The sequence below is a fragment of the Silvimonas sp. JCM 19000 genome, assembly GCF_054652575.1.
Genome location: NZ_BAAIHC010000008.1, coordinates 1 through 23,822, shown reverse-complemented (window position 1 = coordinate 23,822; position 23,822 = coordinate 1). Strand labels below are relative to the sequence as shown.

General features: G+C 60.4%; 26 protein-coding genes. 10 read left to right on the top strand and 16 right to left on the bottom strand.

From position 1 onward, the window contains the following. Positions 1-396: 396 nt before the first annotated feature. Positions 397-780: a hypothetical protein gene (locus tag ACYQ1A_RS09295; RefSeq protein ID WP_499361802.1), complete on the bottom strand. Its 384-nt coding sequence runs from the start codon at positions 778-780 to the stop codon at positions 397-399. Between the two features lie 162 nt (positions 781-942). Here ACYQ1A_RS09295 and ACYQ1A_RS09290 point away from each other — a divergent pair, with 162 nt between their 5' ends. Further along, a complete protein-coding gene (locus ACYQ1A_RS09290) occupies positions 943-2,055 on the top strand; it encodes a GGDEF domain-containing response regulator (RefSeq protein ID WP_499361801.1) in 1,113 nt (370 codons plus the stop codon). Between the two features lie 18 nt (positions 2,056-2,073). On the opposite strand, the gene ACYQ1A_RS09285 is transcribed toward ACYQ1A_RS09290, so the two are convergent. Next, positions 2,074-2,658, bottom strand: a complete 585-nt coding sequence (locus ACYQ1A_RS09285) for a PEP-CTERM sorting domain-containing protein (RefSeq protein ID WP_499361800.1) — start codon at positions 2,656-2,658, stop codon at positions 2,074-2,076. Positions 2,659-3,286: 628 nt separating this feature from the next. On the opposite strand from ACYQ1A_RS09285, the gene ACYQ1A_RS09280 reads away from it, so the two are divergent. Then, the gene (locus tag ACYQ1A_RS09280; RefSeq protein ID WP_499361799.1) at positions 3,287-3,892 is read left to right on the top strand and encodes a MarR family winged helix-turn-helix transcriptional regulator; all 606 of its coding nucleotides are present in this window, start codon (positions 3,287-3,289) and stop codon (positions 3,890-3,892) included. 44 nt (positions 3,893-3,936) lie between these two features. Then, positions 3,937-5,427 carry an MFS transporter gene (locus ACYQ1A_RS09275; protein ID WP_499361798.1) on the top strand — a complete coding sequence of 497 codons (1,491 nt, stop codon included), beginning with the start codon at positions 3,937-3,939 and terminating at the stop codon, positions 5,425-5,427. A 13-nt stretch (positions 5,428-5,440) separates the two neighbouring features. On the opposite strand, the gene ACYQ1A_RS09270 is transcribed toward ACYQ1A_RS09275, so the two are convergent. The 11 genes from ACYQ1A_RS09270 to ACYQ1A_RS09220 form a co-directional block, all read right to left on the bottom strand. Beyond that, positions 5,441-6,781, bottom strand: a complete 1,341-nt coding sequence (locus ACYQ1A_RS09270) for a nitrilase-related carbon-nitrogen hydrolase (RefSeq protein ID WP_499361797.1) — start codon at positions 6,779-6,781, stop codon at positions 5,441-5,443. Between the two features lie 59 nt (positions 6,782-6,840). Further along, entirely contained in the window at positions 6,841-7,857 is a 1,017-nt protein-coding gene (locus ACYQ1A_RS09265) for a hypothetical protein (RefSeq protein WP_499361796.1), read from the bottom strand. 31 nt (positions 7,858-7,888) lie between these two features. Beyond that, on the bottom strand, positions 7,889-8,458 hold the full coding sequence (locus ACYQ1A_RS09260) for a LemA family protein (RefSeq protein WP_062222340.1): 570 nt from the start codon (positions 8,456-8,458) through the stop codon (positions 7,889-7,891). Between the two features lie 152 nt (positions 8,459-8,610). After that, positions 8,611-9,678 (bottom strand): histidinol-phosphate transaminase, encoded by a 1,068-nt coding sequence (gene hisC / locus ACYQ1A_RS09255; protein ID WP_062222342.1) that lies wholly within the window; start codon positions 9,676-9,678, stop codon positions 8,611-8,613. Between the two features lie 83 nt (positions 9,679-9,761). After that, complete coding sequence (locus tag ACYQ1A_RS09250) at positions 9,762-10,148, bottom strand: DUF2237 family protein (RefSeq protein WP_499361795.1); 387 nt, start codon at positions 10,146-10,148, stop codon at positions 9,762-9,764. 2 nt (positions 10,149-10,150) lie between these two features. Beyond that, the gene (locus ACYQ1A_RS09245) at positions 10,151-10,930 is read right to left on the bottom strand and encodes an MBL fold metallo-hydrolase (RefSeq protein WP_499361794.1); all 780 of its coding nucleotides are present in this window, start codon (positions 10,928-10,930) and stop codon (positions 10,151-10,153) included. Beyond that, positions 10,927-11,703: a TatD family hydrolase gene (locus ACYQ1A_RS09240; RefSeq protein ID WP_499361793.1), complete on the bottom strand. Its 777-nt coding sequence runs from the start codon at positions 11,701-11,703 to the stop codon at positions 10,927-10,929. Before ACYQ1A_RS09240 ends, ACYQ1A_RS09245 begins: the two co-directional genes overlap by 4 nt. A 108-nt stretch (positions 11,704-11,811) precedes the next feature. Continuing rightward, entirely contained in the window at positions 11,812-12,180 is a 369-nt protein-coding gene (locus ACYQ1A_RS09235; protein WP_053939841.1) for a PilZ domain-containing protein, read from the bottom strand. Positions 12,181-12,189: 9 nt separating this feature from the next. Further along, positions 12,190-13,206 (bottom strand): DNA polymerase III subunit delta', encoded by a 1,017-nt coding sequence (gene holB / locus ACYQ1A_RS09230; protein WP_499361792.1) that lies wholly within the window; start codon positions 13,204-13,206, stop codon positions 12,190-12,192. Next, on the bottom strand, positions 13,206-13,871 hold the full coding sequence (gene tmk / locus ACYQ1A_RS09225; RefSeq protein WP_499361791.1) for a dTMP kinase: 666 nt from the start codon (positions 13,869-13,871) through the stop codon (positions 13,206-13,208). Before tmk ends, holB begins: the two co-directional genes overlap by 1 nt. A gap of 86 nt (positions 13,872-13,957) precedes the next feature. Continuing rightward, a complete protein-coding gene (locus ACYQ1A_RS09220; protein WP_499361790.1) occupies positions 13,958-14,395 on the bottom strand; it encodes a PilZ domain-containing protein in 438 nt (145 codons plus the stop codon). A 203-nt stretch (positions 14,396-14,598) separates the two neighbouring features. Here ACYQ1A_RS09220 and ACYQ1A_RS09215 point away from each other — a divergent pair, with 203 nt between their 5' ends. Further along, a complete protein-coding gene (locus tag ACYQ1A_RS09215; RefSeq protein WP_499361789.1) occupies positions 14,599-15,396 on the top strand; it encodes a DODA-type extradiol aromatic ring-opening family dioxygenase in 798 nt (265 codons plus the stop codon). A gap of 21 nt (positions 15,397-15,417) precedes the next feature. On the opposite strand, the gene ACYQ1A_RS09210 is transcribed toward ACYQ1A_RS09215, so the two are convergent. The 3 genes from ACYQ1A_RS09210 to ACYQ1A_RS09200 all read right to left on the bottom strand — a co-directional run bounded on the left by ACYQ1A_RS09210 (position 15,418) and on the right by ACYQ1A_RS09200 (position 17,527). After that, a complete protein-coding gene (locus ACYQ1A_RS09210; RefSeq protein WP_062222348.1) occupies positions 15,418-15,933 on the bottom strand; it encodes a lipocalin family protein in 516 nt (171 codons plus the stop codon). An 18-nt stretch (positions 15,934-15,951) separates the two neighbouring features. Further along, complete coding sequence (locus ACYQ1A_RS09205; RefSeq protein ID WP_062222350.1) at positions 15,952-16,431, bottom strand: response regulator; 480 nt, start codon at positions 16,429-16,431, stop codon at positions 15,952-15,954. Between the two features lie 268 nt (positions 16,432-16,699). Beyond that, complete coding sequence (locus ACYQ1A_RS09200) at positions 16,700-17,527, bottom strand: DUF4397 domain-containing protein (RefSeq protein ID WP_499361788.1); 828 nt, start codon at positions 17,525-17,527, stop codon at positions 16,700-16,702. 407 nt (positions 17,528-17,934) lie between these two features. Between ACYQ1A_RS09200 and ACYQ1A_RS09195 the strand changes: the two genes are divergently transcribed. The 6 genes from ACYQ1A_RS09195 (at position 17,935) to ACYQ1A_RS09170 (ending at position 23,324) form a co-directional block, all read left to right on the top strand. Then, entirely contained in the window at positions 17,935-18,852 is a 918-nt protein-coding gene (locus tag ACYQ1A_RS09195; protein WP_499361787.1) for a DNA/RNA non-specific endonuclease, read from the top strand. 29 nt (positions 18,853-18,881) lie between these two features. Beyond that, positions 18,882-19,130 (top strand): hypothetical protein, encoded by a 249-nt coding sequence (locus ACYQ1A_RS09190; protein WP_062222358.1) that lies wholly within the window; start codon positions 18,882-18,884, stop codon positions 19,128-19,130. A gap of 114 nt (positions 19,131-19,244) precedes the next feature. After that, positions 19,245-20,426, top strand: a complete 1,182-nt coding sequence (locus ACYQ1A_RS09185) for a DUF2252 family protein (protein ID WP_499361786.1) — start codon at positions 19,245-19,247, stop codon at positions 20,424-20,426. Positions 20,427-20,729: 303 nt separating this feature from the next. Beyond that, complete coding sequence (locus ACYQ1A_RS09180; protein WP_499361785.1) at positions 20,730-21,737, top strand: methionine ABC transporter ATP-binding protein; 1,008 nt, start codon at positions 20,730-20,732, stop codon at positions 21,735-21,737. Then, entirely contained in the window at positions 21,734-22,399 is a 666-nt protein-coding gene (locus tag ACYQ1A_RS09175; RefSeq protein ID WP_499361784.1) for a methionine ABC transporter permease, read from the top strand. The genes ACYQ1A_RS09180 and ACYQ1A_RS09175 overlap by 4 nt, the downstream gene beginning before the upstream one ends. Positions 22,400-22,550: 151 nt before the next feature. Next, positions 22,551-23,324, top strand: a complete 774-nt coding sequence (locus ACYQ1A_RS09170) for a MetQ/NlpA family ABC transporter substrate-binding protein (protein ID WP_053939827.1) — start codon at positions 22,551-22,553, stop codon at positions 23,322-23,324. Positions 23,325-23,822: the final 498 nt, after the last annotated feature.

The window sequence follows — 23,822 nt, the reverse complement described above, 5'->3', positions numbered from 1 at the left end:
AACGAGGCAGCAAGCCTGGCAAACAGCAGACATTACCTGTCGAGGGAGGGGAAGGAGACCGGCTTTATGGGCTCCGTCCGACCGAAGTTCCGCGGAGCGGCAGCTGAGCCATCGAAGTAACAGACGGTCCGTTTCGGTTTTTGACCTGCGGGCCCCCTGGCGAGCGAAGGATTCGCGAGTGGGGTCGCCTTTCTTTTGGTTACTTCTTCTTTGGCGAAGCAAAGAAAAGTGACGTGCTCCGGCACCCCCGGGTATCAAAAATGCGCCGCAGGCTAAGCGGTTAAGGGTTTCAGGTAAGGCAAAGCCGAACATCAAACATGCGCCGCAGGCTAATCGGTTAAGGGTCAGGCCAGCACCAGCCAAACATCAAAAACGCGCCGCAGGCTCAAGCAACGCTCACCCCCGTGGCGAAGCCGGCCACGCAAACCGGAACGCCTGCATCACCTCGCGATAGCGCACTTCATCCAGCAACAACCACTCCGGCTGCCCGTCGGCCGCCGCGTCATCCTCTGCGACATTTCCCAGCACCAACACCGACAACCGCGTGTATCGCCCCAGCGCGCGCCATAGATCCGCGGCCAGACGCTCGATATGCCATTGCGCCTGCGCGCCTTCGCTGTCCACTTCCAGATCCAGCGCCAGCAAATACAATCCGCCCGCCGCCAGCGCGCGGCGTTCCACCTGCACCAGGCGCGCGGTGGCCAGTACCGCGTGCTGGCAGCGCACCAGTTCGGTTTCGGCCACGGGGGCCAGGCTGATATGGAGTTGGATCGGCGTCATGCTGGCTAGCCTACACCAAACACTTTCGGGCCGTCGTCACGCGCTTGTCGGCCCAAGCCCCACGCGGGGCGCGCCGATTGCGCGCTAGCGCGGGCTGGCGCAGGCAAGGCTGACCAATTGTGCTAGATTAGCTCCACGCTAAAACCCGCAGACTGTCTGGATATGCAAGCGAACGAACTTTCTCCGTTACCCCGTGTTCTGGTCGTCGATGACTCGCGCATAGTGCGCGCCACCGTCAAGAAGCATTTGTCCGGCGAGTACGACGTCATCGAAGAAGCCGATGGTGAGGCCGGTTGGCGGCGTTTGATTGCCGATGCTGACATCGATCTGCTGATCTCCGATCTGACCATGCCTGAGCTGGATGGCATGGGTTTGCTCAAACGGGTGCGCAGTGCCGATGACGCGCATGTGCGGCATATTCCGGTCATTATTATCTCGGGCGAAGAAGACGAAGCCACCCGCCAGCGTTGTGTCGAAAGCGGCGCCACCGACTTTGTGACCAAATCGACCGATCGCGCCGAAATGCTGGCACGGGTTGCTGCCAATATCGAGTTGGGCCGCACGCAGCAAGAGCTGGCCAGCGCGCGGCAAGAGCAGGCGCGCACCGCCACCCATGTCACCGAAGGCGTGGGCACCTCGCATCTGCTCAAGCTGCAAGCCGAACAATCACTGGCCTTTGCGCAACGGCATCGCAGCGAAGTGACTTTGCTGTTGCTGGAAATCGATCATTTCCAGAATCTGCAAGACAAACTCGGCCCGCGCCTGGCCGAGCAGATGCTGCAGTTGCTCGGCAAACAGTTGTCGGCCAAGTTGCGGCGCGAAGACACGCTGGCCCATGTGACCGGCCCACAGTTTGCCGTGGTGTCCGCCGCAACGTCGCTGACCGAAGCCCGCATCCTGGGTGAACGCCTGCGCCAGGCCATCGCCAATGCGCGCGTTAATTTCCGTGGTGAACAGATTGCCGTTACCGCCAGCATTGCGGTGGCTAATTCCTGGCACGATGAAGCCGCAGATGCCGACGCCCTGTTTGGCGTGGCGACCCGGCGCTTGTACGCCGAACCTGGCGAAAATCGTTTGCTGGTGCCGGAAGCCAGTGTTACCCGCGTGCCCACCCCGTTGGTGGCCGAGGCGCTGGTGATGCTGCATCGGGGCATGCTCGACGATTTGCGCCCGCATTTGCCCGCGCTGATGTCCAGCCTCTATCCCTTGCTGGAACACGCCAACCAGCAACTGGGCCTGGGCTGGGACCTGAACAAGATCCCGCCCTCGGCATAGTCACTGAGCACGCTCCCCTCAAACAGACAGCCGCGGCTGTCTGTTTTTGTGTCTGCCGCGCGCGATCAGCCCGATCACGCCCATGCCCAGCAGCGCCCAGGTTTCCGGTTCCGGCACCGGGTTGACTTCGACTTGCGACAGTTGGTCATAGCCGGGTGCGTTGCCGCCCGAAAAAGTGAGCAACGTGCGGTCGCTGGTGGCCTGGGCGATAAAGTTGAGCATGGTCAGGCCGTGCACGACATTGGTTTCGGCGTACAAGGGCGCGTCGCCGAACAGCGCAATAAAGTGGTTCTGCGTGCCCGAGCCAAAGCCATTGGTGGTTTCCAGGCCAAAGCTGATCGAATAGAACGAGCCCGGCGTCGTGCTGATCCATTGCTGGATGGTGTCATCAACGTTATGCAGCGCGCCGAAAGTGGCGTGCAGACGCTCGAAGCTGAATACCGAACCATCGTGGCTCGGGATCAAATCCCAACCTTCGCCCCAGCTATTGCTCTCGGGGATGTAATGGTCAAAGTTGCCGTTGTAGACCAGATTGGCTTGGCTGAACGCGCTGGCACACATCAGGGCCGCGCCGAGGGCGAAAGTACGCATCAGGGTATTCATTTCGAAAACACTCCAGGTCGAGCAGGTTGCGACGGAATCGTCCGCATGACCGTGACCACATGGCGCTGATCTTACTTTTGCCTGGCAAGCGCGTATGTAGGTTGTGTAATGATTGGTCAGTGTTTTGACATTTTTCCAACACTGTCTGGCTGTTTGGTCAGTTCAACCAGGAGCACTCCTGGGGCGGCGGACAGGCGGTAAAGCCGCGCGCAGACTAGCGTTGAGAAAATAGCCCTGAGCGGTAAACCATAAAAACTATGCTTACTTGTATGTAAAGATTTGTAGGAAAAGTGTGGGCAAATCGGGCGCCCGAATAGTCCGGTGCAAACGATTGCAAAGCGCTTTCGGATGCAAAAGTCACCACAATTCAGCAGTCTTCCCGCAAAAAAACTGCCGCGTATCAGCCGCGTATCAAACAATTTGCCCCGAATTGTTGTTCCCGCGATAGCTTGGAACTGCAATGGTTGTATCCGGTTGCGCCAACAAAGGCAGCATAGTGCGCAGAAATCTCACAAATACGCCGCCTCCCAACGGCAACTCGCATAGCGCGGCAATGGGGTGTAAGACAACGTGGCCCATTTTGCGGGACGGCAGGCTGGGCGCTCACGTCGCTGTAAGGCAATACACTTTGAATCAAACAGACCGGCGTTTACATCGATCGGCGAATCAGATTACATTCGTAACAGTTGCCACTGTAATTACTGGAGCTCATTTCATGGTTATCGATTACCAGGAACGCATAAAGCGCTTCTGCGCGCTCAATCCCCATGCACCGCAGACAGAAATCCTGCTTTCACGCACGCTGTTTCGCGCTGCATCTTTATTGCAACAACGTATTAATGAGGCCCTCGCCCCCTGCGACATGAATCTGGCGCAATACCTGGCCATGACCATGTTGCTGGTTGACGATGGCGCCCCCAGCAATCCCTCTGAAGTGAGTTTGTTGCTCGACATGACCCGCACCCAGGTCACCCGGCTGATGGACGGGCTGGAACAACAGGGGTGGATTACGCGAGAGATGGATCACGACGATCGTCGCCGGATGATGCTCACGCTGACCGAGTCGGGCCGCGCACAAATCAGACGCGCGGCGCCGCTGGTGCACGAGATGTATCGCCAGGCGTGGCGTCCGTTTGAAGGCGATGATCAGCATCAGATCGCCAGCCATCTGGGGCAATTTTATGAAGGGCTGCAACCCGGTAAAGCAATTGGCATCGGGGTTCGCGCTGAGTGAAACGGCTTGCTCCGCATTACGCTGTCAAGGATCGGCGCTGGCTGATGGCTCTGCTGGCGCTGACCACCGCAGTCGAATTCTTTGAAAACAGCATGTTTGTGTTCAGCAGCAGCCACATCCAGGGCGGCGTGGACGCAGGCCCGCAAGAATTTGTGCTGGCCGTGGCCGCCTATGCGTGCGCCAGCATGCTGGTCATCATGAAACAGGCATGGCTGGCGCACCGACTGGGCTATCGTAATTTTCTGGGGCTGGCGCTGGCCCTGTTTGCCGTCGGCGCGCTGGCCTGCGGCTTTTGCGAAACCCCGCAGCAATTGATAGTGTGCCGCGCTATCCAGGGCCTGGGCGGCGGCGCTTTGTTTACCAGCAGCCGCATTCTGATCAATCTGCTGTTCGGGGTTAAAGATCGGGCTCAGGCCATCCGTTATTTTATGGTCGGGATTTTTGGCGCCTCCGCCATCGCGCCAGCGCTGGCTGGCCATATGATCGAAAGCCTGGGCTGGGAATGGGTGTTCTGGTGCGTGGTGCCGCCAGCTGCGCTGGCCGCGCTGGGTTGCTGGTTGTGGTTGCCAGCGGTGGTGCAGCGCCAACAACATGGGGGCGCGCTTACGCCCATTCCGCTGGTGCTGTTTGGCATCGGGGTGATTTGCCTGCAACTGGCCTTGTCCGAAGCACGCTTCGATTTCTTTGCCTATCGTGCCCATATCGTGACGTGGCTGGCCGTGGGCGTGGGTTTGCTGGCGTATTTTGTCTGGCATCAATATCGCCATCCTTCGCCGGTCCTGGTGCTGCGCGGCCTGGCTAATCCGGTCTACCTGACCGGGCTATGCCTTTATTTTCTGCATTACTTTCTTTCCAACTTCAGCAACTACCTGTTCCCGATTTATGCCGAGCGCGCGCACGGCGTGCCGCTGGCGACCACGGGCATGCTCAGTTCGTTTGCTGCGCTGATCAGCCTGGCGGTGATCGGTGCCTATCTGGCCTGGGGCAAGTACGTCACGCAGAAAAAATGGTTTATGTTGCTGGGCGTGCTGGCTTTGGCGATCAGTTGTACGGCGTTCTCGCTGATGCCCGCCGATATCCCTTTGCCGGCTTATATATTGCCGCTGGTGGCCAAGGGCGTGTTTGGGGTGTTGTTGGTGATTCCGGTGGCGGGGCTGACCTTCCGCGAATTAAAAGCGGAGCACTTTGCGCACGGCTATCGCAACAAGAATCTGCTGCGGCAGTGGGCCGGGTCGCTGGCGCAGGCGGTAGCGGCCATCATGATGCAGAACCGCCAGGCCAGCGTGTACGACAGTTACGTCGGCCAGCTCAATCCGTTTAATGAGCGCTTTAACGCCACGGTGCACGCCTTGCAAGGCGCGCTGCAGCAGGGCGGAATGGCCGCCGATGCGGCCAGCCATGCCGCGCTGGCGCAAGTGGCAGGCATGCTGGATCGGCAAGTGTTGCTGGTGGCCTGCGATGACTTGTATCGCACGCTGACCGTGCTGGCTTTGTGTAGCGCGGTGGTGGTGGCGTTGCAGCGGCGGTTGCGTTGAGCGGGTTGGCGGCTCAGGCGATAAAGCGTTGCGACAAGGGCCAGCGCACGTCTATGCCTTCGGCGCTATCGGTCAGGCGCGGGCCGGGCGCGCTCACGCGGCGCTGGCGCGCACTGCGCTGATAGTTGCCCAGCACCCGATCGATATCACTGGCCGCGTGGCCCGCCGCCAGCAATTCGGCATGACTGCGGCGGTCGCGCAAAAAGTGCTCCAGAATCTGGTCTTCTTCGGCATTGACGGGCGTGGTGGCAAGCACATCGACCAGCATCGCGCCCAGGTCTCCACCTTGCATGGCGCGCCATTGCGCCAGTTGCTGCAAATGGCTGGCGCTGACATCGCGCCACGGGGCAAAGTCGCCACCGCGCCGATCAGGCGAGAGCGGGCGCGCCAGTGCGCTTTTATCCAGATCGCACAGCCACAACTGATCCTGCGCCGCCACGCTGTCGGCCACATAGACGCGGTGCTCACCCAGGGCATCGGCGCCCAGCGCCAATAGCAGCACATCATTCAGCCCGTTGCACGATGGCACCACCACGCCGCGCGGCCCGGCGGCTTCGCGCAGGGCCAGCATCAGGGCTTGCCACAGCAGGGCGGCGGTTTCCAGCGGGGGTGCGCTATGTACGGGTTGCAGATGGCCGTCTTGCCAATCGATATACGCCAGTGCCGGTTTGAACGCCGGTAGTTGCAGCAGGGTTTCGCCGTGTTGGCTCAGTGCGCCGGATTGGCCTTCAAACAGCAGGGCATCGGCGCAGCCGACGGCGTTGACGTAGACCGCAGAAAGGGCGTTTTCTTGCAGACGCTGGTGTAGTCGCTGTTGCCGTTGCGCCAGCGCGCCACGATGGAAAGGCGTGGCGCTGAGCACCAGCAGCAGCTCGGCGCCTTCATCACAGGCGGCGGCGACGGGGTCGACTTCGTCCAGATCATGGCTGATGGCCAGGCCCAGCTTTACCCCATTCTGCGCAAACACCAGCGGCTGCATGCCGGGGCTGAAGTAACGCAATTCATCCACCGGGCCGGCACTGGCCAACACCAGCTTTTCATAACGGCCCAGCACGTTACCGTTGCGGATGACGCTGGCGCAATTGAAGACTTCATCGCCCACCTTGCGCGGATGGCCCACCACCAGCGTGATGTCGTCCACCTCATCGATCAGACGGCCGATGGCTTTGCCACACGCGGCAAGAAAGTCGGGTCGCAGCAGCAAATCTTGCGCCTGACCGCTGAGCGCCAGTTCCGGCGTCAGCAGCACGTCGGCACCGGCCTGGCGCGCTTGGGCGGCGGCGTCCAGAATCTGCTGCAGATTGCCGCTGACATCACCCACCACGGGTTGTAATTGAGCAAGGGCAATGCGCATAAGATTCACCGGCAATGTGGCTGAACAGAGGCCGACATTGTACGCGTGCGGCGCCAGGTTTAGCTGCTTTGCGTTGAAGTGGCGCTGGCGTTGTTCTGGCCGTATTGCGCCGGTTGAGCGGGGCGCAAATGCAGGCGTTCGGGATGAGCGGTAATCCAGAGCAGACCATGCAGGCACAACGCCGCCACGGCCAGATGCAGCCACGCCTGCCAGCGATAGCGTTGCGTGTTTTCTTCCGGCGCACCGATGGCGATCATGAACGGCCGGCCATCGCGCGGTTTGCGCATCACGTGTGCGGGCACGCTATCGGTTGGCTGGCTCAGTTCGGCCTGCAGTTCTTTTTCGGCGCTGGCGCGGGCCAGTTCCCATTCGGCGGCGTCGATCTGGCCATCGTGGTTGCGATCAAAGCGCTGCAACAAGGTGCGCTGATCGCGCTTCATCTCGTTGAGCTTTTGCGAAAGCGCAGCTTTGTAATCGATAGGCGCGTCACGCACCGAGACAAATTCGCCCACCACATACAGTGGATCGCCTTCGTATATCAGCCAGGCGCTGTAGCGGCGGTAGTGGTCTTCCGCCACTTCTTTGTCTCCGACGTGGATATCAGCGTGGTCGGGGTCGATAAAACACTCGCCGCTGCCATCGTCGAGCAGAAAGCCGCCGTCGCTTTGCAGCACCGTGGTCTGGTTGTATTGCGGCTCGCCGGGGTTGCGATTGCGTTCTTCCACCACCACTCGGTACCACAGGCAGCGTGCCTCCAGGCCGGGGCAGATCAAGGTGCCGTTTTCGACGGCGCGGGCGGTGCCGGTCAAGGCCATCTGGCCTTGTGCCGCCGAACTGATACGGCCGACTGGCGTGGTGCCCATGGCCTGATAGCGCCGCCGGTTGCTGATCCACGCCACGACGGCCAGCGCCGCCATCACGCTCAGCACGCCTTGCCAGCGCTTCAGATCGTGCCCGGCCGCCGCAAACAGCAGCAAGCCCAGTTGCAGCACCAGCAGATGCAGGCCTTCAAATAACTTGCGCCACTGGTCCGGCGTGGACAGATCGAGCGATTGCAGTTCTTCAAGCCAGTTCATGGATGCGTGTTGTAGTTATGAATACGTGGGGTCAGTGGGCAAACAGGCCGGCAATGCTGATGTCCTGCTTCTGCTGCGCATCAAATTCCAGCAAAGGCGCCTGCCCGAAATGAAACATATTGGCCAGGATTACGGTGGGGAATTGCTCCACCCGCACATTGTTCAGATTGACCGAATCGTTGTAATACTCGCGCCGATCCGAGATGTCGTTTTCCAGTTGCGTAATGCGGCCCAGCAGATGCTGAAACTGCATGCTCGAACGCAGCTCCGGATAGGCTTCGACCGTAGCCACCAACTGCGTCATCTGTTTGCGCAGTTCTTGTTCGGCCCGCCCCAATGCCGGCAGATTGCGCGCTTCTCGCGCTTGCGCCACCCCGCTCCGGGCCAGCATCACGCGCTCCAGCGTATCGCTCTCGAACTGCATATGTTGTTTGCAGGTCTCGACCAGCTTAGGCAATTCGTCGTGACGTTGTTTCAGCAGAATGTCGATGTTGGACCACGCGCGCGCCACATTATGTTTTAGCGTCACCAGGCCGTTGTACATCATCACAAACCAGATCACGGCCAGCGCGATCAGCGCCAGGAAAATGATTAATGGCATAAATGATTTCCCTTAGGACAATTCCGGAGGCAGACATTAGCCCCGTGTGCGGCGCACTGCAAGAAAGCAGCAAAAAGTGTGGCAAGAATGGACAACGCCCCGCTCGGTCTGACCGCGGGGCGTTGCTGGGGGGCGGGGCAAATGTGCAGCAATCAGGCAGGCTGTGGCACCAGCGCTTGCAGCGCTGCCACCAATGCGGCGCATTCGTCGGCGGTGCCGATGCTGATGCGCAAAAACTGATCAATACGGGCCTGTTTGAAATGCCGGACCAGTATGGCGCGTTCGCGCAAGGCCTGCGCCAGTTGGGCCGCGTCGTGTGCCGGGTGGCGCGCAAAGATGAAGTTAGCCGCCGACGGCAGCACTTCAAAACCCAGCCCCGTCATGGCGGTGACCAGCGCGGTGCGATTGGCGATGACCTGCTGGCAGGTGTACTGAAACCAGTCTTCGTCTTCGATTGCGGCCACTGCGCCCGCCAGGGCAATGCGGTCTAGCGGATAAGAATTGAAACTGTTCTTGACCCGTTCCAGGCCCTCGATCAGATCGACATGGCCCATGGCGTAACCGATGCGCAAACCGGCCAGCGAGCGCGACTTGGACAGCGTGTGCACCACCAGCAAATTGGGATAGCGATCGATCAGCGTCACCGCCGATTCGCCACCAAAGTCGATATAAGCCTCATCCACCAGCACCACCTGGTCAGGATGGCGTTGCAGCAACGTCTCGATCTGGCTCAAGGGCAGCGGCGTGCCGGTGGGCGCGTTCGGGTTGGCAATGATGATGGCGCCACCGGGCTGGTCGTAATCGTCGATATTGACCGCCATATTGGCGTCCAGCGGAATCAGCGTTCTGGGCACCTGGTACAGGCTGCAATAGGTGGGATAGAAGCTGTAGGTAATATCAGCCACCAGCAGCGGCAGCTCATGCTTGAGCAAGGCATGAAACGCGTGCGCCAACACTTCGTCTGAACCATTGCCAACAAACACTTGTGCCGGGCTCAGACCATAGCGGGTGGCTACAGCCTGCTTGAGCTTGTCGCCGGACGGGTCCGGGTACAAGCGCAGATTGTCGTTAATCTCCGCCTGCATGGCGGCCAACGCTTTCGGCGAGGGGCCGAACGGATTTTCGTTGGTGTTGAGCTTGATCAGATTGGTGATCCTGGGTTGCTCACCCGGCACGTACGGAGTGAGCTGACTAACGATGGGGCTCCAGAATTTGCTCATGATGGGGGTCGGTCTGACAGTGTTGGCGGACGGTTATGCTAACACGATGCCGCGGTGCGCCGACCGATGCAGCCTGGGCTGATTTAGCGCAGAGCAGGCCGGTCCACGGCGTAGGCGACCAGTGTTTCCAGAGACACATCTTCCAGAATCGACTCATTGGTCGACGCCAGCACGATGCCGGGTGCGGCGCCCGCCACCAGTGCTTCTACCCAGCGCGGCGCGCACAAACACCAACGGTCGCCCGGCTTCAGCCCGGCAAAGCCCCATTCCGGTCGTGGCGTGGACAAATCGTTGCCGCGTTGCCTGGAAAACTTGAGAAAGTCGGCGGTCATCTCCGCGCAGACGGTGTGCTGGCCCTGGTCTTCGGCATGCTGGCTGCAGCAGCCGTCGCGCATAAAGCCGGTAAGGGGGGCCATGCTGCAGGCAATCAGCGGCTGGCCCAACACGTTAAGATCGGTGGGGTGTGGCATGGTCAACGCTCCGCCACGATCTGCATCCCGTCATAGCCAACCTCGATGCCTGCGGGCATGCGGGACGACATGGCGTGGTATTCCAGCTCGTGGGTCATGTGGATAAGGATGGTACGGCGCGCACCGATGCGCGCTGCGGCGTCCAGCGCCTGGTCGACGCCAAAATGGGTGGGGTGTGGCACCGGGCGCAAGCAGTCCAGAAACAACACATCCAGCCCATGCAGCCGCGCGTAAGTCTCGTCCGGAATATGCGATACATCGGTCACATAGGCGACATTGCCAATGCGAAAACCCAGGATGGGCCATTTGCCGTGCATGACCGGCAGCGGAACGATTTCGGTGTCGCCGATGCAAAACGGCTGGTCATCGATCTCATGCAGCGTCAGCACCGGTTTGTCCCAGTACTGGCCCGGTGGCAACAAGGTATAGCTAAAGCGGCTTTTGATATGTTCGGCCATCAGCGTATTGCCATAGACCGGAATGGCTTGTTTGTTCAGCCAGCAAAAGGCGCGCAGATCGTCGATGCCATGCAGGTGGTCGGCATGCGGATGCGTGTACAGCACGGCGTCGATATGCAGCAATTGCTCACGCAACACTTGCTGGCGCAGATCGGGGCCGGTGTCGATCAGCAGCGTCAGGCCATTGACCTTGATGACGGCGCTGGCGCGGGTGCGGCGATTGCGCGGATCGTCCGAGGTGCAAGTCGGGCACTGGCAACCCAGCGCGGGCGAGCCGCCGCTGCTGCCCACGCCCAATAGCGTGATGGAGGTGCCCGCACTCACTGCATGGCTCCGGCTTTGTTAAACAGTTTGAAGAAATTGGCGGTGGTGGCGGCCGCGATTTTTTCCACCGGCTCATTGCGCAAATCGGCGATATGTTCGGCCACGTGGCGCACCCAGGCGGGCTGGTTCATTTTGCCGCGATACGGCATCGGCGCCAGATACGGCGAATCGGTTTCGATCAGCATGCGCTCCAGCGGCACGCGTTGCGCCACGTCTTTCAGCTCCACCGCTTTTTTGAAAGTGACGATGCCGCTGAATGAGATATAAAAATTGAGCTCCATCGCCGCCTGCGCAACGTCCCAGCTTTCGGTAAAGCAATGCAGCACGCCGCCAAATTCATCGGCGCCTTCTTCTTTCATGATGCGGATGGTGTCTTCGGCGGCTGAGCGCGTATGCACAATCAACGGCAGTCCGGTCTGGCGCGCGGCGCGGATGTGGTTGCGAAAGCGCTGGCGTTGCCATTCCAGGTCGCCGGTCAGGCGGTAATAGTCAAGGCCGGTTTCGCCTATCGCCACCACTTTGGGTTGCGCCGCCAGTTGCACCAGCTGTTCCACCGTCGGTTCTTCGGTGTCTTCGTAATCCGGATGCACGCCCACCGAGGCAAACAGATGCGGCTGGCTTTGCGCCAGGGCCAGCACGCTGGGCAGCTCGGGCAGGTTAACCGCCACACACAGCGCATGGCTGACCTTGTTGTCGGCCATGGCGGCCAGATGTTGCGGCAGGTTTTCGACCAGCTCCGGAAAATTGAGATGGCAGTGGGAATCTACAAACATGGCGGCAGGCGGGTCCGGTCAGTAAAAAGACAAAGGCCGCATGCAGCGGCCTTGTCATTGTAATTCAAACAGATGGCGGTTCGATGCAGGCAATGCGCCTGCGCCGTCTTACATGGTGTGCGTGGTGCGTGCCGATTGCAGATAGCCGCCCAACAGCGCTTCGATCTTGCTGCGCGCCTGGCTGCCGGCTTCGTTGCTGGAAAACTGCACGCCTATGCCTTGCTGGTGATTGTTGTGCGCGCCTTGCGGGGTCAGCCAGATCACATGGCCCGACACGGCAATCTTGGCCGGATCATCCAGCAGCGATAGCAGCATGAACACTTCATCGCCCAGCCGGTACGGCTTGTTGGTGGGGATAAAGATCCCGCCGCCTTTTACAAAGGGCATATACGACGCATACAGCGCCGCTTTCTCTTTGATATTGAGCGACAGCACGCCGGGGCGCGTGGTGCCGGTACGGGCGGGTTGTTCTGCCATGAGCGCGATTTATCCTGTCAACTTGCCACGCAGGGCGGCAAGGTAGTCAAACAGCAATGCTTCAAAAACCAACCGCACATTCAGCGGATGCTGGGCCAGACGCTGCGCCTGTTGCAGACGCTCGACGTATTTGAGCATACGCGGCGCGCGATTTGCCAGTTTGGCCAGCATTTCTTTGCGGTCAGGATAATACCTGACGCGCCCGGTCAATCCGAGCGCCACCAGATCATGGGTCCATTTTTGCAGCCAGTCGATCACGCGGGCGGGCTCGACCTTGCTTTTTTCAATCTCAGCGGCCAACGCCAACGGGTTGAGCGAGCCGGGCATGCTGATTTGTTCCAGCACGCTATTACGCAACGGCAGCCATTCTGCGCTGGCGTCATCCAGCGCCGCCAGCGGTGCGCCGCCGGTGTGGGCCAGATGCAACTCCGGCTGCACCACGCCGTGCTGGGCCAGCCACGCGCTGGCGCTGGCCAGATCCGGCGTTGACAGCGGCAGCACGCGACAGCGGCTGCGGATGGTGGGCAATAAACGGCGCGCAGCATGCGCCACCAGAATGAATTGTGCCCCGGCGGGCGGTTCTTCCAGCGTTTTCAAAAACGCATTGGCCGAGGCGACATTCATCGCTTCCGCCGGATACACCAGCGTTACGCGCGCGCCTTGGCGGTGGGCCGATAAATTGACGAAGTCGGCCAGATCACGCACATCATCCACGCCGATAATCGCCGATTTCTTTTTGGCCTTGGCGTCTTCGGCGTCTTCTTCCGCTTCGTCGCCGGGGGCCAGCACGCGGAAATCGGGGTGGTTGCCTTGCGCCAGCCAGCGACAGCCTTCGCACACGCCGCACGGCGCATCGGTTTTGGCCGGGTCTTCGCACAGATACCAGGCGGCCAGCCGCTCGGCAAAGCGACGTTTGCCGATGCCGGGCTCGCCGGTCAGTAACAAGGCATGCGGCAGCCGCGCCGGGTCACGCATCAGCTGCGCCCAGTCCTTGTGCTGCCACGGATAGAGTTGGTAATCGAGCATCAGGCCTGGCCTTGCTGGATAGCGCTCAGCCAGGCGCCCAGGCGCGTGCCCAGCTCGGCCTGCACCGCGGCGATATCGCGCGCGGCATCGATAATCTGGATACGCTGCGGATCGGCGGCGGCGCGCGCCAGATAAGCATCGCGTACACGGGCGTGGAACGCTTCGGCTTCGCGCTCAAAGCGATCCAGTTGTTCGCGGCTGGCGGCCATGCGCGCCTGGCTGACGCCCAGCGGCACATCAAACAACAAGGTCAGATCGGGCTGCAGCATCTGGCCAGGCAGGCCCTGCACCCAATGTTCCAGCGTGGCCAGGCGCGCCGCCGACAAGCCACGGCCGCCGCCTTGATAGGCATAGCTGGCATCGGTAAAGCGATCGCACAACACCCACTGCCCGCGCGCCAACGCCGGCTCGATCACTTGCACGATATGCTCGCGTCGGCCGGCAAACATCAGCAGCGCTTCGGTCTCGATATCCATGGGCTGGCTCAGCACCAGCGCGCGCAGTTGTTCTCCCAGCGGCGTGCCACCCGGTTCGCGCGTTTGCACAAAATCGATGCCTTGTTGGCGCAGCCAACCGGCAATCCACTGCAATTGCGTGCTTTTACCTGCGCCGTCGACGCCTTCTACGGTCATAAAGCGGCCGCGAGCGCGCTGAGCTACCTGCATCTTTGATATCCAGAAAATTTGCCCGCGATTGTCGCACGGCGACGGATGGGCCGAAAGCGTCGCGCCCGGCTTGGGCGCTAGCGGATTTAATCCGGGCGACTGGCGATGGGGGCGGCAACTCGGCCCGCCAGCGTGTGTTTGAGCAGGGCCTCGCCGTCGCCTTTGAATTCGGTGAAATACACGCCGGTTCTGAAGCCATCAAATTCGCTCGACAGCACGGTATAAACCACCCGGCTTTTGACTTCGACGATGCGCGCGCGCATGCCCGCTGCGGCAGCGGGCACGCTGATCAAGACGGTGACGCGATCCGACACCGGCAGGCTGTAATCAGAATGCAGGCTGAAGCCACCCATACCGATATCAAACGCGCGGCCGCGGAAAGAAAGGTGGCTGTCTTTGTCTTGATACACGATGGCGACGCGCCAGTTGACCAGATAGCGGGCTTCGTTGCGTTTGTTCGACCAGGCCGCATCAAGGTAGGAGCCTTGCAGATAACTATCGTAATTGGCATCGGGTTCAGACATGAGGGCGGCTCGTAAGGCATCTTGCAGATTTTGCGATTATAGAGACGCTGCCTGTCGCGCGTGGATTTCAGTTGTAGCCACCTCGGAGCGGGCGGTGCGGCATTGTTGCGCAATCAGCAACAAACCATATGCATAACACGCGTTTATTGCGCTGCTTGAGTGGTGCACACTGCGCCATCTTGCTGCCAACGCGGAGTTTCATCATGGCTCGTATGCCCACAGTTTTTGTTTCGCACGGATCGCCCATGCTGGCGCTGGATGCCGGTGCCACCGGCGCAGCCTGGCAGCAACTGGCGGCGCGCATTCCGCGGCCGACGGCCATTGTCATGGTGTCGGCGCATTGGCACGAAGCCGATAGCGGCGTGACCGGCGCAGCGGCGCTGGAAACCATCCACGATTTCTATGGCTTTCCGCAACCGCTATACGACGTCAAATATCCGGTGGCGGGCGCACCGCAGTTGGCGCGTGCTATTGCGGATGGTTTTGCTGGCGCCGGTTTGCCCGTGACGCTAGACCCGCGGCGCGGTGCTGATCATGGCGCGTGGGTGCCGCTTAAATCGATGTATCCCGCTGGCGATATTCCGGTGATCCAGATGGCGCTGGATTTGCGCCGCAGCACCGAATGGCACTTGCAGCTGGGCGCGGCCCTGGCGCAATTGCGCGATGCCGGTGTGCTGATCATCGGCTCCGGCAGCATTACGCATAATCTGCGCGACATCGTGCCGGGCGTGAGCAGCGGCCCGCAAATTCCGGCTTATGTGCCCGCGTTTATGGAATGGATGCATCAGCATGTGGCTGCCAACGATGTGCCCGCGCTGATCGACTATCGGGCGCAAGCACCAGGCGCGGCGCGCGCGCATCCGTCAGAAGATCATTTGCTGCCTTTGTATGTGGCGATGGGGGCGGGCGAAGGCGACCCGGCGCAGCGGGTGTATAGCGCCATCACCGAAGGCTGTCTGGGTATGGACATTTATGCCTTCGGCGAATTGGCTGCGGCCTGAGTCAGGACGACGGCGGCAACCTCAAGGCGTGGGGTTTTGCGGGGTATAGACCAGTTTATCCAGCGCAAAACCTTGCGCCACGGCCGCATCCTGGGCGGCCTTGAGATCTTCTGCGCTCAGCTTGGGCGTGCGCGACAAGATCCACAGATATTCGTGGCTGGGTGTGCCCACCACGGCCCAGCGATACTCCGGCTCCAGCCCGATCACCCAGTAATCCCCGGAAAACGGCCAGAAGAAGGTCACTTTGAGCTGCGCATTGCCACTGTTGGCAACGGTAACGGCGGTGCCTTTGGACTCATCAAAATTGCCGTCTTCTTTACGACAGCGGTTTTCTACCGTCACTTTGCCATCATCGCCCAGGCCATAAGTGGCCGTGGTGTCGGCCACGCATTTGCGCTGCCAGTACATCGGGTAATGCGCGATTTCGTACCAGCGCCCCAGATACCGTTTGATGTCGACTTGCGGCACGCTGTGCACATCCTGGGCAAAGACGGGCATCACCATGGCGGCGAGCAGGGCGGCGATCAATGAGCGCATAAAGCAGAAACTCCGGGGTCAGGCAGGGTTGGCGTGGCGACGGATCTGTTCGGTGATGGTGTCTATCGCCGGTTCAAATTGCAGCGACTTGTCAAAATAATAGTCGGCCCCCAGACGCGCTGCTTTCTTGCGATAAGCGGCTTCGCCATGGTTGGTGAGCATGATACGCACCGGCGGCGCCAACGACGAGTTGCGCGTGCGCAGATAGTCGAGGACATCAAAGCCGGTGCCTTCGCGTAATTCGATATCAATGATGGCGAGGTCGAAATGCACGCCCTCCAGCGCATTGATGGCTTCGGCGGCCGAGGCCACCACGGCGACCAGCACGCGATCGCCCAGTTCTTCGCAGCTTTCCTGCACGGACTGTTGTAACGCCGGTGAATCTTCGACCAACAGAATAGAGACTGGTTGGGCCACCGACACGGATGGCGGAGCAAAATCGACCTGCGTTTGCGCGCGGTAATCGCTCCGGGTTTGTAAAGCTTGTGTACTGATCATGATGGCAGCGCCCCTGCACGCCGGTGAGCGACTCACAAAACAACGCCGGGCGAACACAATGTCTGGGCCTGACGGCAGTCCTGGCATTGCGGCGCGATCCCGGCGTTGCTTTATGTAAATCTGGAATCATTCAGGGCTCTACTTTGCCGCGATTGCCGCAAACCGGCTGTCGGCGCCGTCTGATACCCCTGTAAGCCGCGCCTCGATTCGGTCGCCGGAAATAAAAACCGCGCCGGAGCGCGGTCTGGATAACACCGTGTGGGTAAGTTTACTGCGCCGATGTAGCCGCAGTGAGCTCAACGCCTGCGTTATTGGCGTTGCCCGCCTGCACTACCAGTACCTTGACCTGATCCGGCACCACAGCGGCAATGCCTTGTTGCGGCAGTACCGTAATCAGCCAGTCAGCATTGTGACCGAGGCTGGTCTGGGTGGAGGTGAACAGCGGCGTCTTGGAACCGGCATCGGTCACCACCACGGTGACCTGGCCGCCATCGATATCAATCGAGTCCTGGCCCGAGGCCGGCACCGCCGCCTTGAACTGCACTGCGCTAAAGGTGGGGGTGGACGCGCTCAGTTGCTGGCCAGCCTGCAACACATAGACGTCGACATTGGGTGCATTGAAGGCGGCATTGAGCGAACGCACGCGCGCTTTATCCGAGAGCAGACCTTTTTCGTACGGATCATCAATCAATACGCCGTCATTAGTGGCGCCCGTGCCAGCGATATAAGCCCAGGTATATTTGTGGCCGGTGGCGGCAGTAAAGGTGCTGCTGCTGGCAATTGGCGTGGTGGTGCCGCTCAGTGCTGCAGTGACCGTCGTTGCGGCGTCGTCAATATCGATATACGCACCGGCGTAGAGATAATCCATATTGGTGGCAAAGCTGGCGCCGTTTTTAAATGTGTCAATTTTTGCGCTATTAGGAAATGCATTCACCACGCGCAAAGACGGCTTACTCAATCCCAGCCTGTCATCGACCCCGTCATCGCCGCCGCAAGCGCTTAGCGCCAGCGCAGAACCCAGCGTGGCAGCCAGTACCAGCGGTTTGATCCAGCGGCGACCGGCCGCAAAAATGTTTTGATTTGATGTGTTTGCCATGTCAGTTCTCCGTCACGCAAGGTTTTTATCTGAAAGCGCGGTTGCGCTAGTGGTGGCCATATTGATTTCAAAATGTATAACAGCCTACCGGTGCGTATCGGAGTCCTGCGCAAGAAAGTCCCTACACGTTCGTGGGAATAAGCCGTTTAAAACGCGGTGCAAATACTGACAATAAATGCGGATTGCATCGGGTATATGCCATATGAATAAATCGCCGCCGTTTTTTACAATAAATGCGTGCAGAAATTGCAGCGCGCCCATTAATGCGGCACGCCCATGGCATTAAAACCAGGCCGCACCGGGCTGCGATCCACCGCGACTTCATAGACAGCGGCCATGCCGCTTTGTAACCTTGCAACGCGCGATTTATCCGCGCCCCCATACTCATCTCCAAGAAATCCGGAACCATGAAGACACGCTTTTCCTGCATCGCCCTGCAACTGCTGGCCACGTTGTGCCTGGCCGCGCCGTTCAGCCTGGCGGCCAGCACGCAATGCCCCGCCTTGTTTGTGCAAGGCAACGCACCCGATCTGCTGCAAACCAATATTGCGCAGAAGACCCGCGCGCTGTGTTTCGAGACTTATTCGGTGCTGTATTCCGGCATCGCGCTGGCGCCCTTATGGAGCGCTGAGCACCTGACCCGAGCCAATCTGGCCAAGGCGCACGCATTGACGCGGGTCGACCATTTTCATGAAGAGCCGCTGTTAAAAGACATGCCGCACGCGACGCTGGCGGACTTCAGTCGTAGCGGTTTCGATCGTGGCCATATGAGCCCGAACGGCGATATGCCGGATACCACGGCGCAGTTCCAGAGTTTTTCGCTGGCGAATATGGTGGCGCAATCGCCGCCGAATAATCGTGGCGTCTGGGCCGGCATCGAAGCCGCCGCGCGCGATATTGCCAGCAAGGACGGCGAGGCCTATGTGATTACCGGTCCGATCTTTGAAGGCAGCACGCTGCAAAAGCTGAAAGGCCACGTGTTGGTGCCGACCTTCTTGTTCAAGGCAATCTATTCGCCGCAGCGGCAACTGGCCGGCGCGTGGATCGTGCCGAATGCGCCGGGCTCGGATTACAAGGTGGTGACCATAGCCCAATTGTCGCAACGCGCGCATATCGACCCGTTTCCTGGCCTGAGCGCGGCGATCAAGGCCAAACCTTGGGCCTTGCCGGCACCGACCGAATCGCATCATGTCAGCGTGTCGGCCGCCAAAAACGATAAGTCCAAGGCGGAGCAGTCTGCGGATCAATCTACCGATCAAAGTCTGAGCGACTGGTTTCAGTACGAGCTGATGCATATGGTCAAAAAACTCAATAACGCGCTGTAAACCCCGACAAGTGCAACCGGAGCAGAACCATGGCGTTTATCCCCTATGCCAATGAGGCCGATGCGCTGCAACTGGCGGAATTCAATATCGAAAACCGGCTGGATCGGGTGTCCCTGTTTGGATCGCTTGATCTGACCCGGGATCAGACCGGCTTGCAGCATGCCTTGCGCTTGCAGGCGCTGCTCAATGATGTGGTCCGGGCCCTGCAGGCCGAAACGGAGTTGCCGCAGCAAGTGGCACAGGCCGATATCGAAACCGGGCCTAACCCCTTCGCCTGACGATTGCGCACGTAATCAAGCGCCTACGCCAGTTCGCGCGCGGGCGCGGGCGGTGAGAAAGCGGGTGGGGCAGTAAGCTCGCGGCATCTCTATCAAGGATGTCACAAAGCCGTCATGAAACTGCCCAAGCCCGCTGAGCGCCGCGCGCTGCTGATCCAGCGCCGTAATGAAAAGATGGCGCGTTCTGCGCATGCTTATGTACGCGGCAACACCGTCCAGTTTTACGAATGGCTGCACAGCCAGCGCGGCCGCCGCTTACCCAAGGGCCCGTCGGTGTGGATATGCGGCGATTGCCATATCGGCAATCTGGGCCCAACCGGCGACAAGCATGGCCGCATCGCCATGCATATTCGCGATCTGGATCAGACCGTCATCGGCAATCCGGTGCACGACCTGGTCCGGCTGGCGCTGTCACTGGCCATGGCTGCGCGCAGTTCTGATCTGCCGGGAGTGACCACCGCGCGCATGCTGGAAGAAATGATGCGCGGCTATGAATTTGCCTTTAGCGACGAAGCCGAAGACACGCCGGAACGGCCGCGCCAGGTGAAAGCCGGTCTGCGCGATGCGGTGCAGCGCACCTGGAAAAATCTGGCGCAAGAACGCATCGAAGACGCCAAACCGACCATCCCGCTGGGACGGCATTTCTGGCCGCTGGCGCGCGAAGAAAAAACCGCAATCAAACACCTGTGCGAAACGCCCGCCTTGCATGAGCTGGTTACTGCGCTTAAATCGCGACCCAACCAGGCGACGGTCGAAGTGCTCGACGCGGCGTATTGGGTCAAGGGCTGTAGCTCGCTCGGCTTGTTGCGCTATGCCGTGTTGCTGGCGGTCGGGGGCGATCGCGACAAGGATTTTTGCCTGATCGATATCAAACAGGCTGTCGCCGCCGCGGCCCCACGCGCCGCGCGCGTTCACATGCCGCGTGATAACGCGCGCCGGGTGGTCGAAGGCGCGCGCAACCTGTCGCCCGCACTGGGCAATCGCATGTTTGCTACGCGGTTTCTGGAGACCGGCGTGTTTGTGCGCGAACTGCTGCCGCAAGATCTGAAGCTGGAACTTGATCAGCTCAACGAAGGCGAAGCCATTCGCGCCGCGGGTTATCTGGCGCAGGTGGTGGGCCAGGCGCATGCGCGGCAGATGGACGCTGACACCCGCAAACGCTGGCGCGCCGAACTGCAACGCGATCGCAGCCGCAGCTTTGATGCGCCGTCGTGGCTGTGGACCAGCGTGGTGCAACTGGTGGGTAGCCACGAGCAAGGTTATCTGGAGCATTGCCGTCGTTTTGCCATGGGCTGATCCGGGCGTCGCTGTGCTGTGGCATGGCGTGGCCAGGCCCGGCGGCGCGGCGGCAAGCCTTGCGGCGCGCGCTTCATAACCATTTTTCATAATTTTATGAAAAGAAAGATTTGCCGGGTCTAAGCCCGCTCGGGGACAATGCCGGGTTTGCTGACCGGACGGCCAGGCGGTCTCCGGCGCGGCAGCGCAAGCGCCGCCCCTTATGGATACCCCCAACCGCGCCCGGCGGCCTTTTGCACTAAAGTGACGAGGCCCGTCGCCTGTGCGCGACGGCCCCCTGTAGCAGACCCACAAGGTTACCGAGTGATTGAATTTATTGATGTCCACAAGTCGTTCAAGGTGGACGGGCGCGATATTCCCGCCCTTAACGGCATCGACCTCAAGATCGAGGCGGGCCAGATCTTTGGCATTATCGGCCACTCCGGCGCGGGCAAATCGACGCTGGTGCGCCATATCAACCTGCTGGAAAAGCCCACGCGTGGCCGCATCCTGATTGGCGGCGAAGACATTACCGCGCGCGATGCTGCGGGTTTGCGCGAAATGCGCCGCGGCATCGGCATGATTTTTCAGCATTTCAATTTGCTGTCGAGCAAGACCGTGGCTGAGAACATCGCGTTTCCGCTGCGCCTGGCCGGCACGCCCACCGCAAAAATCCATCAGCGCGTAAACGAACTGATTGCCCGCGTCGGGCTGGAAGAACACGCGCGCAAATATCCGGCGCAATTGTCGGGCGGGCAAAAACAGCGTGTGGGCATTGCCCGCGCCCTGGCCACCGGCCCGCGCATCTTGTTGTGCGACGAGGCCACCAGCGCGCTCGACCCGCAAACCACGCAATCGGTTTTGCAACTGCTGGCCGAGATTAATCGCGAATTCAATCTGACCATTGTGGTCATCACGCACGAGATGGACGTGATCCGCCGCATCGGCGACCGCGTGGCGGTGCTGGATGCGGGCCGCGTGGTGGAAACCGGCGCGGTGGCAGATGTATTCCTGCACCCCCAGCACCAGACCACGCAACGCTTTGTGCGCGAAGCCGAGAACGTGGACGAGCAAGAAGAACACGCCGCGTTTGAACATGTGCCCGGCCGCATCATCCGCCTGACTTTCCGCGGCGAGAGCACCTATCAACCGGTGCTGGGCCAGGTGGCGCGTGAAACCGGCGTTGATTTTTCCATTCTGTCCGGTCGCATCGACCGCATCAAAGACACGCCGTACGGCCAGCTGACCCTGTCGCTGACTGACGGCCAGCCCGACGCCGCATTGCAACGCTTTGCCGCCGCGGGCCTGACCGTTGAGGTATTGCGCGCATGAACGAACTGTTTGTTAACGTCGACTGGAGCGACATCTGGCAAGCCACGCAAGATACCTTGCTGATGTTGGGCGGCTCGCTGCTGTTTACGCTCATCCTGGGCCTGCCGCTGGGCGTGCTGCTGTTTTTAACCGGCCCGCGCCAATTGCTGGACCAACCGGCGGCATATCGCGTCATCGCGTTTATCGTCAATGTGCTGCGCTCGATTCCGTTTGTGATTTTGCTGATCGTGCTGATCCCGTTTACCACCTGGCTGGTGGGCACGTCGCTGGGCGTGCTGGGCGCGATTCCGCCGTTGGTGATTGGCGCTGCGCCGTTCTTTGCCCGGCTGGTGGAAACCGCCTTGCGCGAAGTGGACCGCGGCATTATCGAAGCCACCCAGGCCATGGGCGCCAGCACGCGCCAGATTGTATTTGGCGCCCTGTTGCCCGAAGCGCGCCCCGGCATTCTGGCCGGCGCCACCATCACCGCCATCACGCTGGTTTCCTATACCGCGATGTCGGGCTTGATTGGCGGCGGCGGCTTGGGCGATCTGGCCATCCGCTATGGCTATCAACGCTTTCAGACCGATGTGATGGTGGTGACGGTGCTGGTGTTGATTGTGCTGGTGCAGTTGCTGCAGATGATCGGCGACAAGCTGGTCCGCCATTTTTCGCGGCGCTGAGACGGGATCACCATGAGCCCACGCGCCTGCATCCGTCGACTCTGGTTCAACTGTTGAACCGGGCATGACGCCCTCGACCCTGTTTAAAACTGCACCGCCGGCAATGTCGCCGAGTGGTGCGCTCCAACCCTGAAAAAGGAAACCGTAAATCATGAAAAAAGTGCTGACCCTGCTGGTCGCTGCGCTGGCGCTCAACGCCCACGCTGCCGAAAAACTGACCGTTGCCGCCACCGCCGTGCCGCACGCCGAAATCCTCGAATTTGTGAAGCCAGCCCTGGCCAAGCAAGGCGTGGACCTCGAAGTAAAAGTGTTCAGCGACTACGTGCAGCCGAATATCCAGGTGGCGGAAAAGCGCATCGACGCCAACTTCTTCCAGCACAAGCCTTACCTGGCTGAGTTCAACAAAGGCAAGGGCACCAATCTGGTTCCCGTGGTCGGCGTGCACGTTGAGCCGTTTGGCGCGTACTCCACCAAAGTCAAAAAGCTGGCTGATCTGAAAGACGGCGCCACCGTCGCCATCCCCAACGACGCCACCAACGGCGGCCGCGCGCTGCTGCTGCTGGACAAGGCCGGCATCATCAAGCTGAAAGACGCCAACAACATCCTGGCTACGCCGAAAGACGTGGAAGGCAACCCGAAACACCTGCAGTTCAAACCGCTGGAAGCCGCCACGCTGCCGCGCGTGCTGAACGAAGTGGATCTGGCCCTGATCAACACCAACTACGCGCTGGCCGCCAAACTGAACCCGACCAAAGACGCGCTGGTGATCGAAGGCGCGCAATCGCCGTACGTGAACTACCTGGTGGCACGCCCGGATAACAAAGACAGCGACGCCATCAAAAAACTGGCCGCCGCACTGACCACCCCGGAAGTGAAGAAGTTTATTGAACAGAAATACCAGGGCGCGGTTGTACCCGCGTTCTAAGTCGTGATGGCCGTTGTTTGACGGCTGCACTGGCTAAAAACAAACAGCCCCGGAATTGCGGCAATAAATGCTGCGGTTTCGGGGCTGTTGTCGTTTTGGGGGGTGTTACGCCAGTCGCCACGGCATGGGGCATTCGATCCGGTTATATATGTGCGCCGTGATCGATGCGCCGAAAACCGGTAGGCAGAGCAGGGCGGCGGGGCTTGGGAGGGCGGAAGGCTCGAAGAAAATGCCATGCCGCAAACCCGCAAACCCGCAAATGGCAGAAGTTCTGCCCGATGGCTTTGAATGGTGGGTCTTGACCCACCCTATGGGAAGTAGCGAGTGCAATTGAAAATTGGGACGGCAGTGGCCATGCGAAATTAATGCGTTAAGCAGGCGGTGCGGACGTTCACCGTCACCCGTCGCATCCACGCCCACCCGATGTTGCGCAGCAACGAGGCAGCAAGCCCGGCCAACAGCAGCCATTACCTGTCGAGGGAGGGGAAGGAGACCAGG

What these genes read in the sequence shown, in the direction of transcription:
- ACYQ1A_RS09295 (WP_499361802.1), bottom strand. Translation starts at nt 780, where the DNA reads ATGACGCCGATCCAACTCCATATCAGCCTGGCCCCCGTGGCCGAAACC.
- ACYQ1A_RS09290 (WP_499361801.1), top strand. Translation starts at nt 943, where the DNA reads ATGCAAGCGAACGAACTTTCTCCGTTACCCCGTGTTCTGGTCGTCGAT.
- ACYQ1A_RS09285 (WP_499361800.1), bottom strand. Translation starts at nt 2,658, where the DNA reads ATGAATACCCTGATGCGTACTTTCGCCCTCGGCGCGGCCCTGATGTGT.
- ACYQ1A_RS09275 (WP_499361798.1), top strand. Translation starts at nt 3,937, where the DNA reads ATGGCTCTGCTGGCGCTGACCACCGCAGTCGAATTCTTTGAAAACAGC.
- ACYQ1A_RS09270 (WP_499361797.1), bottom strand. Translation starts at nt 6,781, where the DNA reads ATGCGCATTGCCCTTGCTCAATTACAACCCGTGGTGGGTGATGTCAGC.
- ACYQ1A_RS09265 (WP_499361796.1), bottom strand. Translation starts at nt 7,857, where the DNA reads ATGAACTGGCTTGAAGAACTGCAATCGCTCGATCTGTCCACGCCGGAC.
- ACYQ1A_RS09260 (WP_062222340.1), bottom strand. Translation starts at nt 8,458, where the DNA reads ATGCCATTAATCATTTTCCTGGCGCTGATCGCGCTGGCCGTGATCTGG.
- hisC (WP_062222342.1), bottom strand. Translation starts at nt 9,678, where the DNA reads ATGAGCAAATTCTGGAGCCCCATCGTTAGTCAGCTCACTCCGTACGTG.
- ACYQ1A_RS09250 (WP_499361795.1), bottom strand. Translation starts at nt 10,148, where the DNA reads ATGCCACACCCCACCGATCTTAACGTGTTGGGCCAGCCGCTGATTGCC.
- ACYQ1A_RS09240 (WP_499361793.1), bottom strand. Translation starts at nt 11,703, where the DNA reads ATGTTTGTAGATTCCCACTGCCATCTCAATTTTCCGGAGCTGGTCGAA.
- ACYQ1A_RS09235 (WP_053939841.1), bottom strand. Translation starts at nt 12,180, where the DNA reads ATGGCAGAACAACCCGCCCGTACCGGCACCACGCGCCCCGGCGTGCTG.
- holB (WP_499361792.1), bottom strand. Translation starts at nt 13,206, where the DNA reads ATGCTCGATTACCAACTCTATCCGTGGCAGCACAAGGACTGGGCGCAG.
- tmk (WP_499361791.1), bottom strand. Translation starts at nt 13,871, where the DNA reads ATGCAGGTAGCTCAGCGCGCTCGCGGCCGCTTTATGACCGTAGAAGGC.
- ACYQ1A_RS09220 (WP_499361790.1), bottom strand. Translation starts at nt 14,395, where the DNA reads ATGTCTGAACCCGATGCCAATTACGATAGTTATCTGCAAGGCTCCTAC.
- ACYQ1A_RS09215 (WP_499361789.1), top strand. Translation starts at nt 14,599, where the DNA reads ATGGCTCGTATGCCCACAGTTTTTGTTTCGCACGGATCGCCCATGCTG.
- ACYQ1A_RS09210 (WP_062222348.1), bottom strand. Translation starts at nt 15,933, where the DNA reads ATGCGCTCATTGATCGCCGCCCTGCTCGCCGCCATGGTGATGCCCGTC.
- ACYQ1A_RS09205 (WP_062222350.1), bottom strand. Translation starts at nt 16,431, where the DNA reads ATGATCAGTACACAAGCTTTACAAACCCGGAGCGATTACCGCGCGCAA.
- ACYQ1A_RS09200 (WP_499361788.1), bottom strand. Translation starts at nt 17,527, where the DNA reads ATGGCAAACACATCAAATCAAAACATTTTTGCGGCCGGTCGCCGCTGG.
- ACYQ1A_RS09195 (WP_499361787.1), top strand. Translation starts at nt 17,935, where the DNA reads ATGAAGACACGCTTTTCCTGCATCGCCCTGCAACTGCTGGCCACGTTG.
- ACYQ1A_RS09190 (WP_062222358.1), top strand. Translation starts at nt 18,882, where the DNA reads ATGGCGTTTATCCCCTATGCCAATGAGGCCGATGCGCTGCAACTGGCG.
- ACYQ1A_RS09185 (WP_499361786.1), top strand. Translation starts at nt 19,245, where the DNA reads ATGAAACTGCCCAAGCCCGCTGAGCGCCGCGCGCTGCTGATCCAGCGC.
- ACYQ1A_RS09175 (WP_499361784.1), top strand. Translation starts at nt 21,734, where the DNA reads ATGAACGAACTGTTTGTTAACGTCGACTGGAGCGACATCTGGCAAGCC.
- ACYQ1A_RS09170 (WP_053939827.1), top strand. Translation starts at nt 22,551, where the DNA reads ATGAAAAAAGTGCTGACCCTGCTGGTCGCTGCGCTGGCGCTCAACGCC.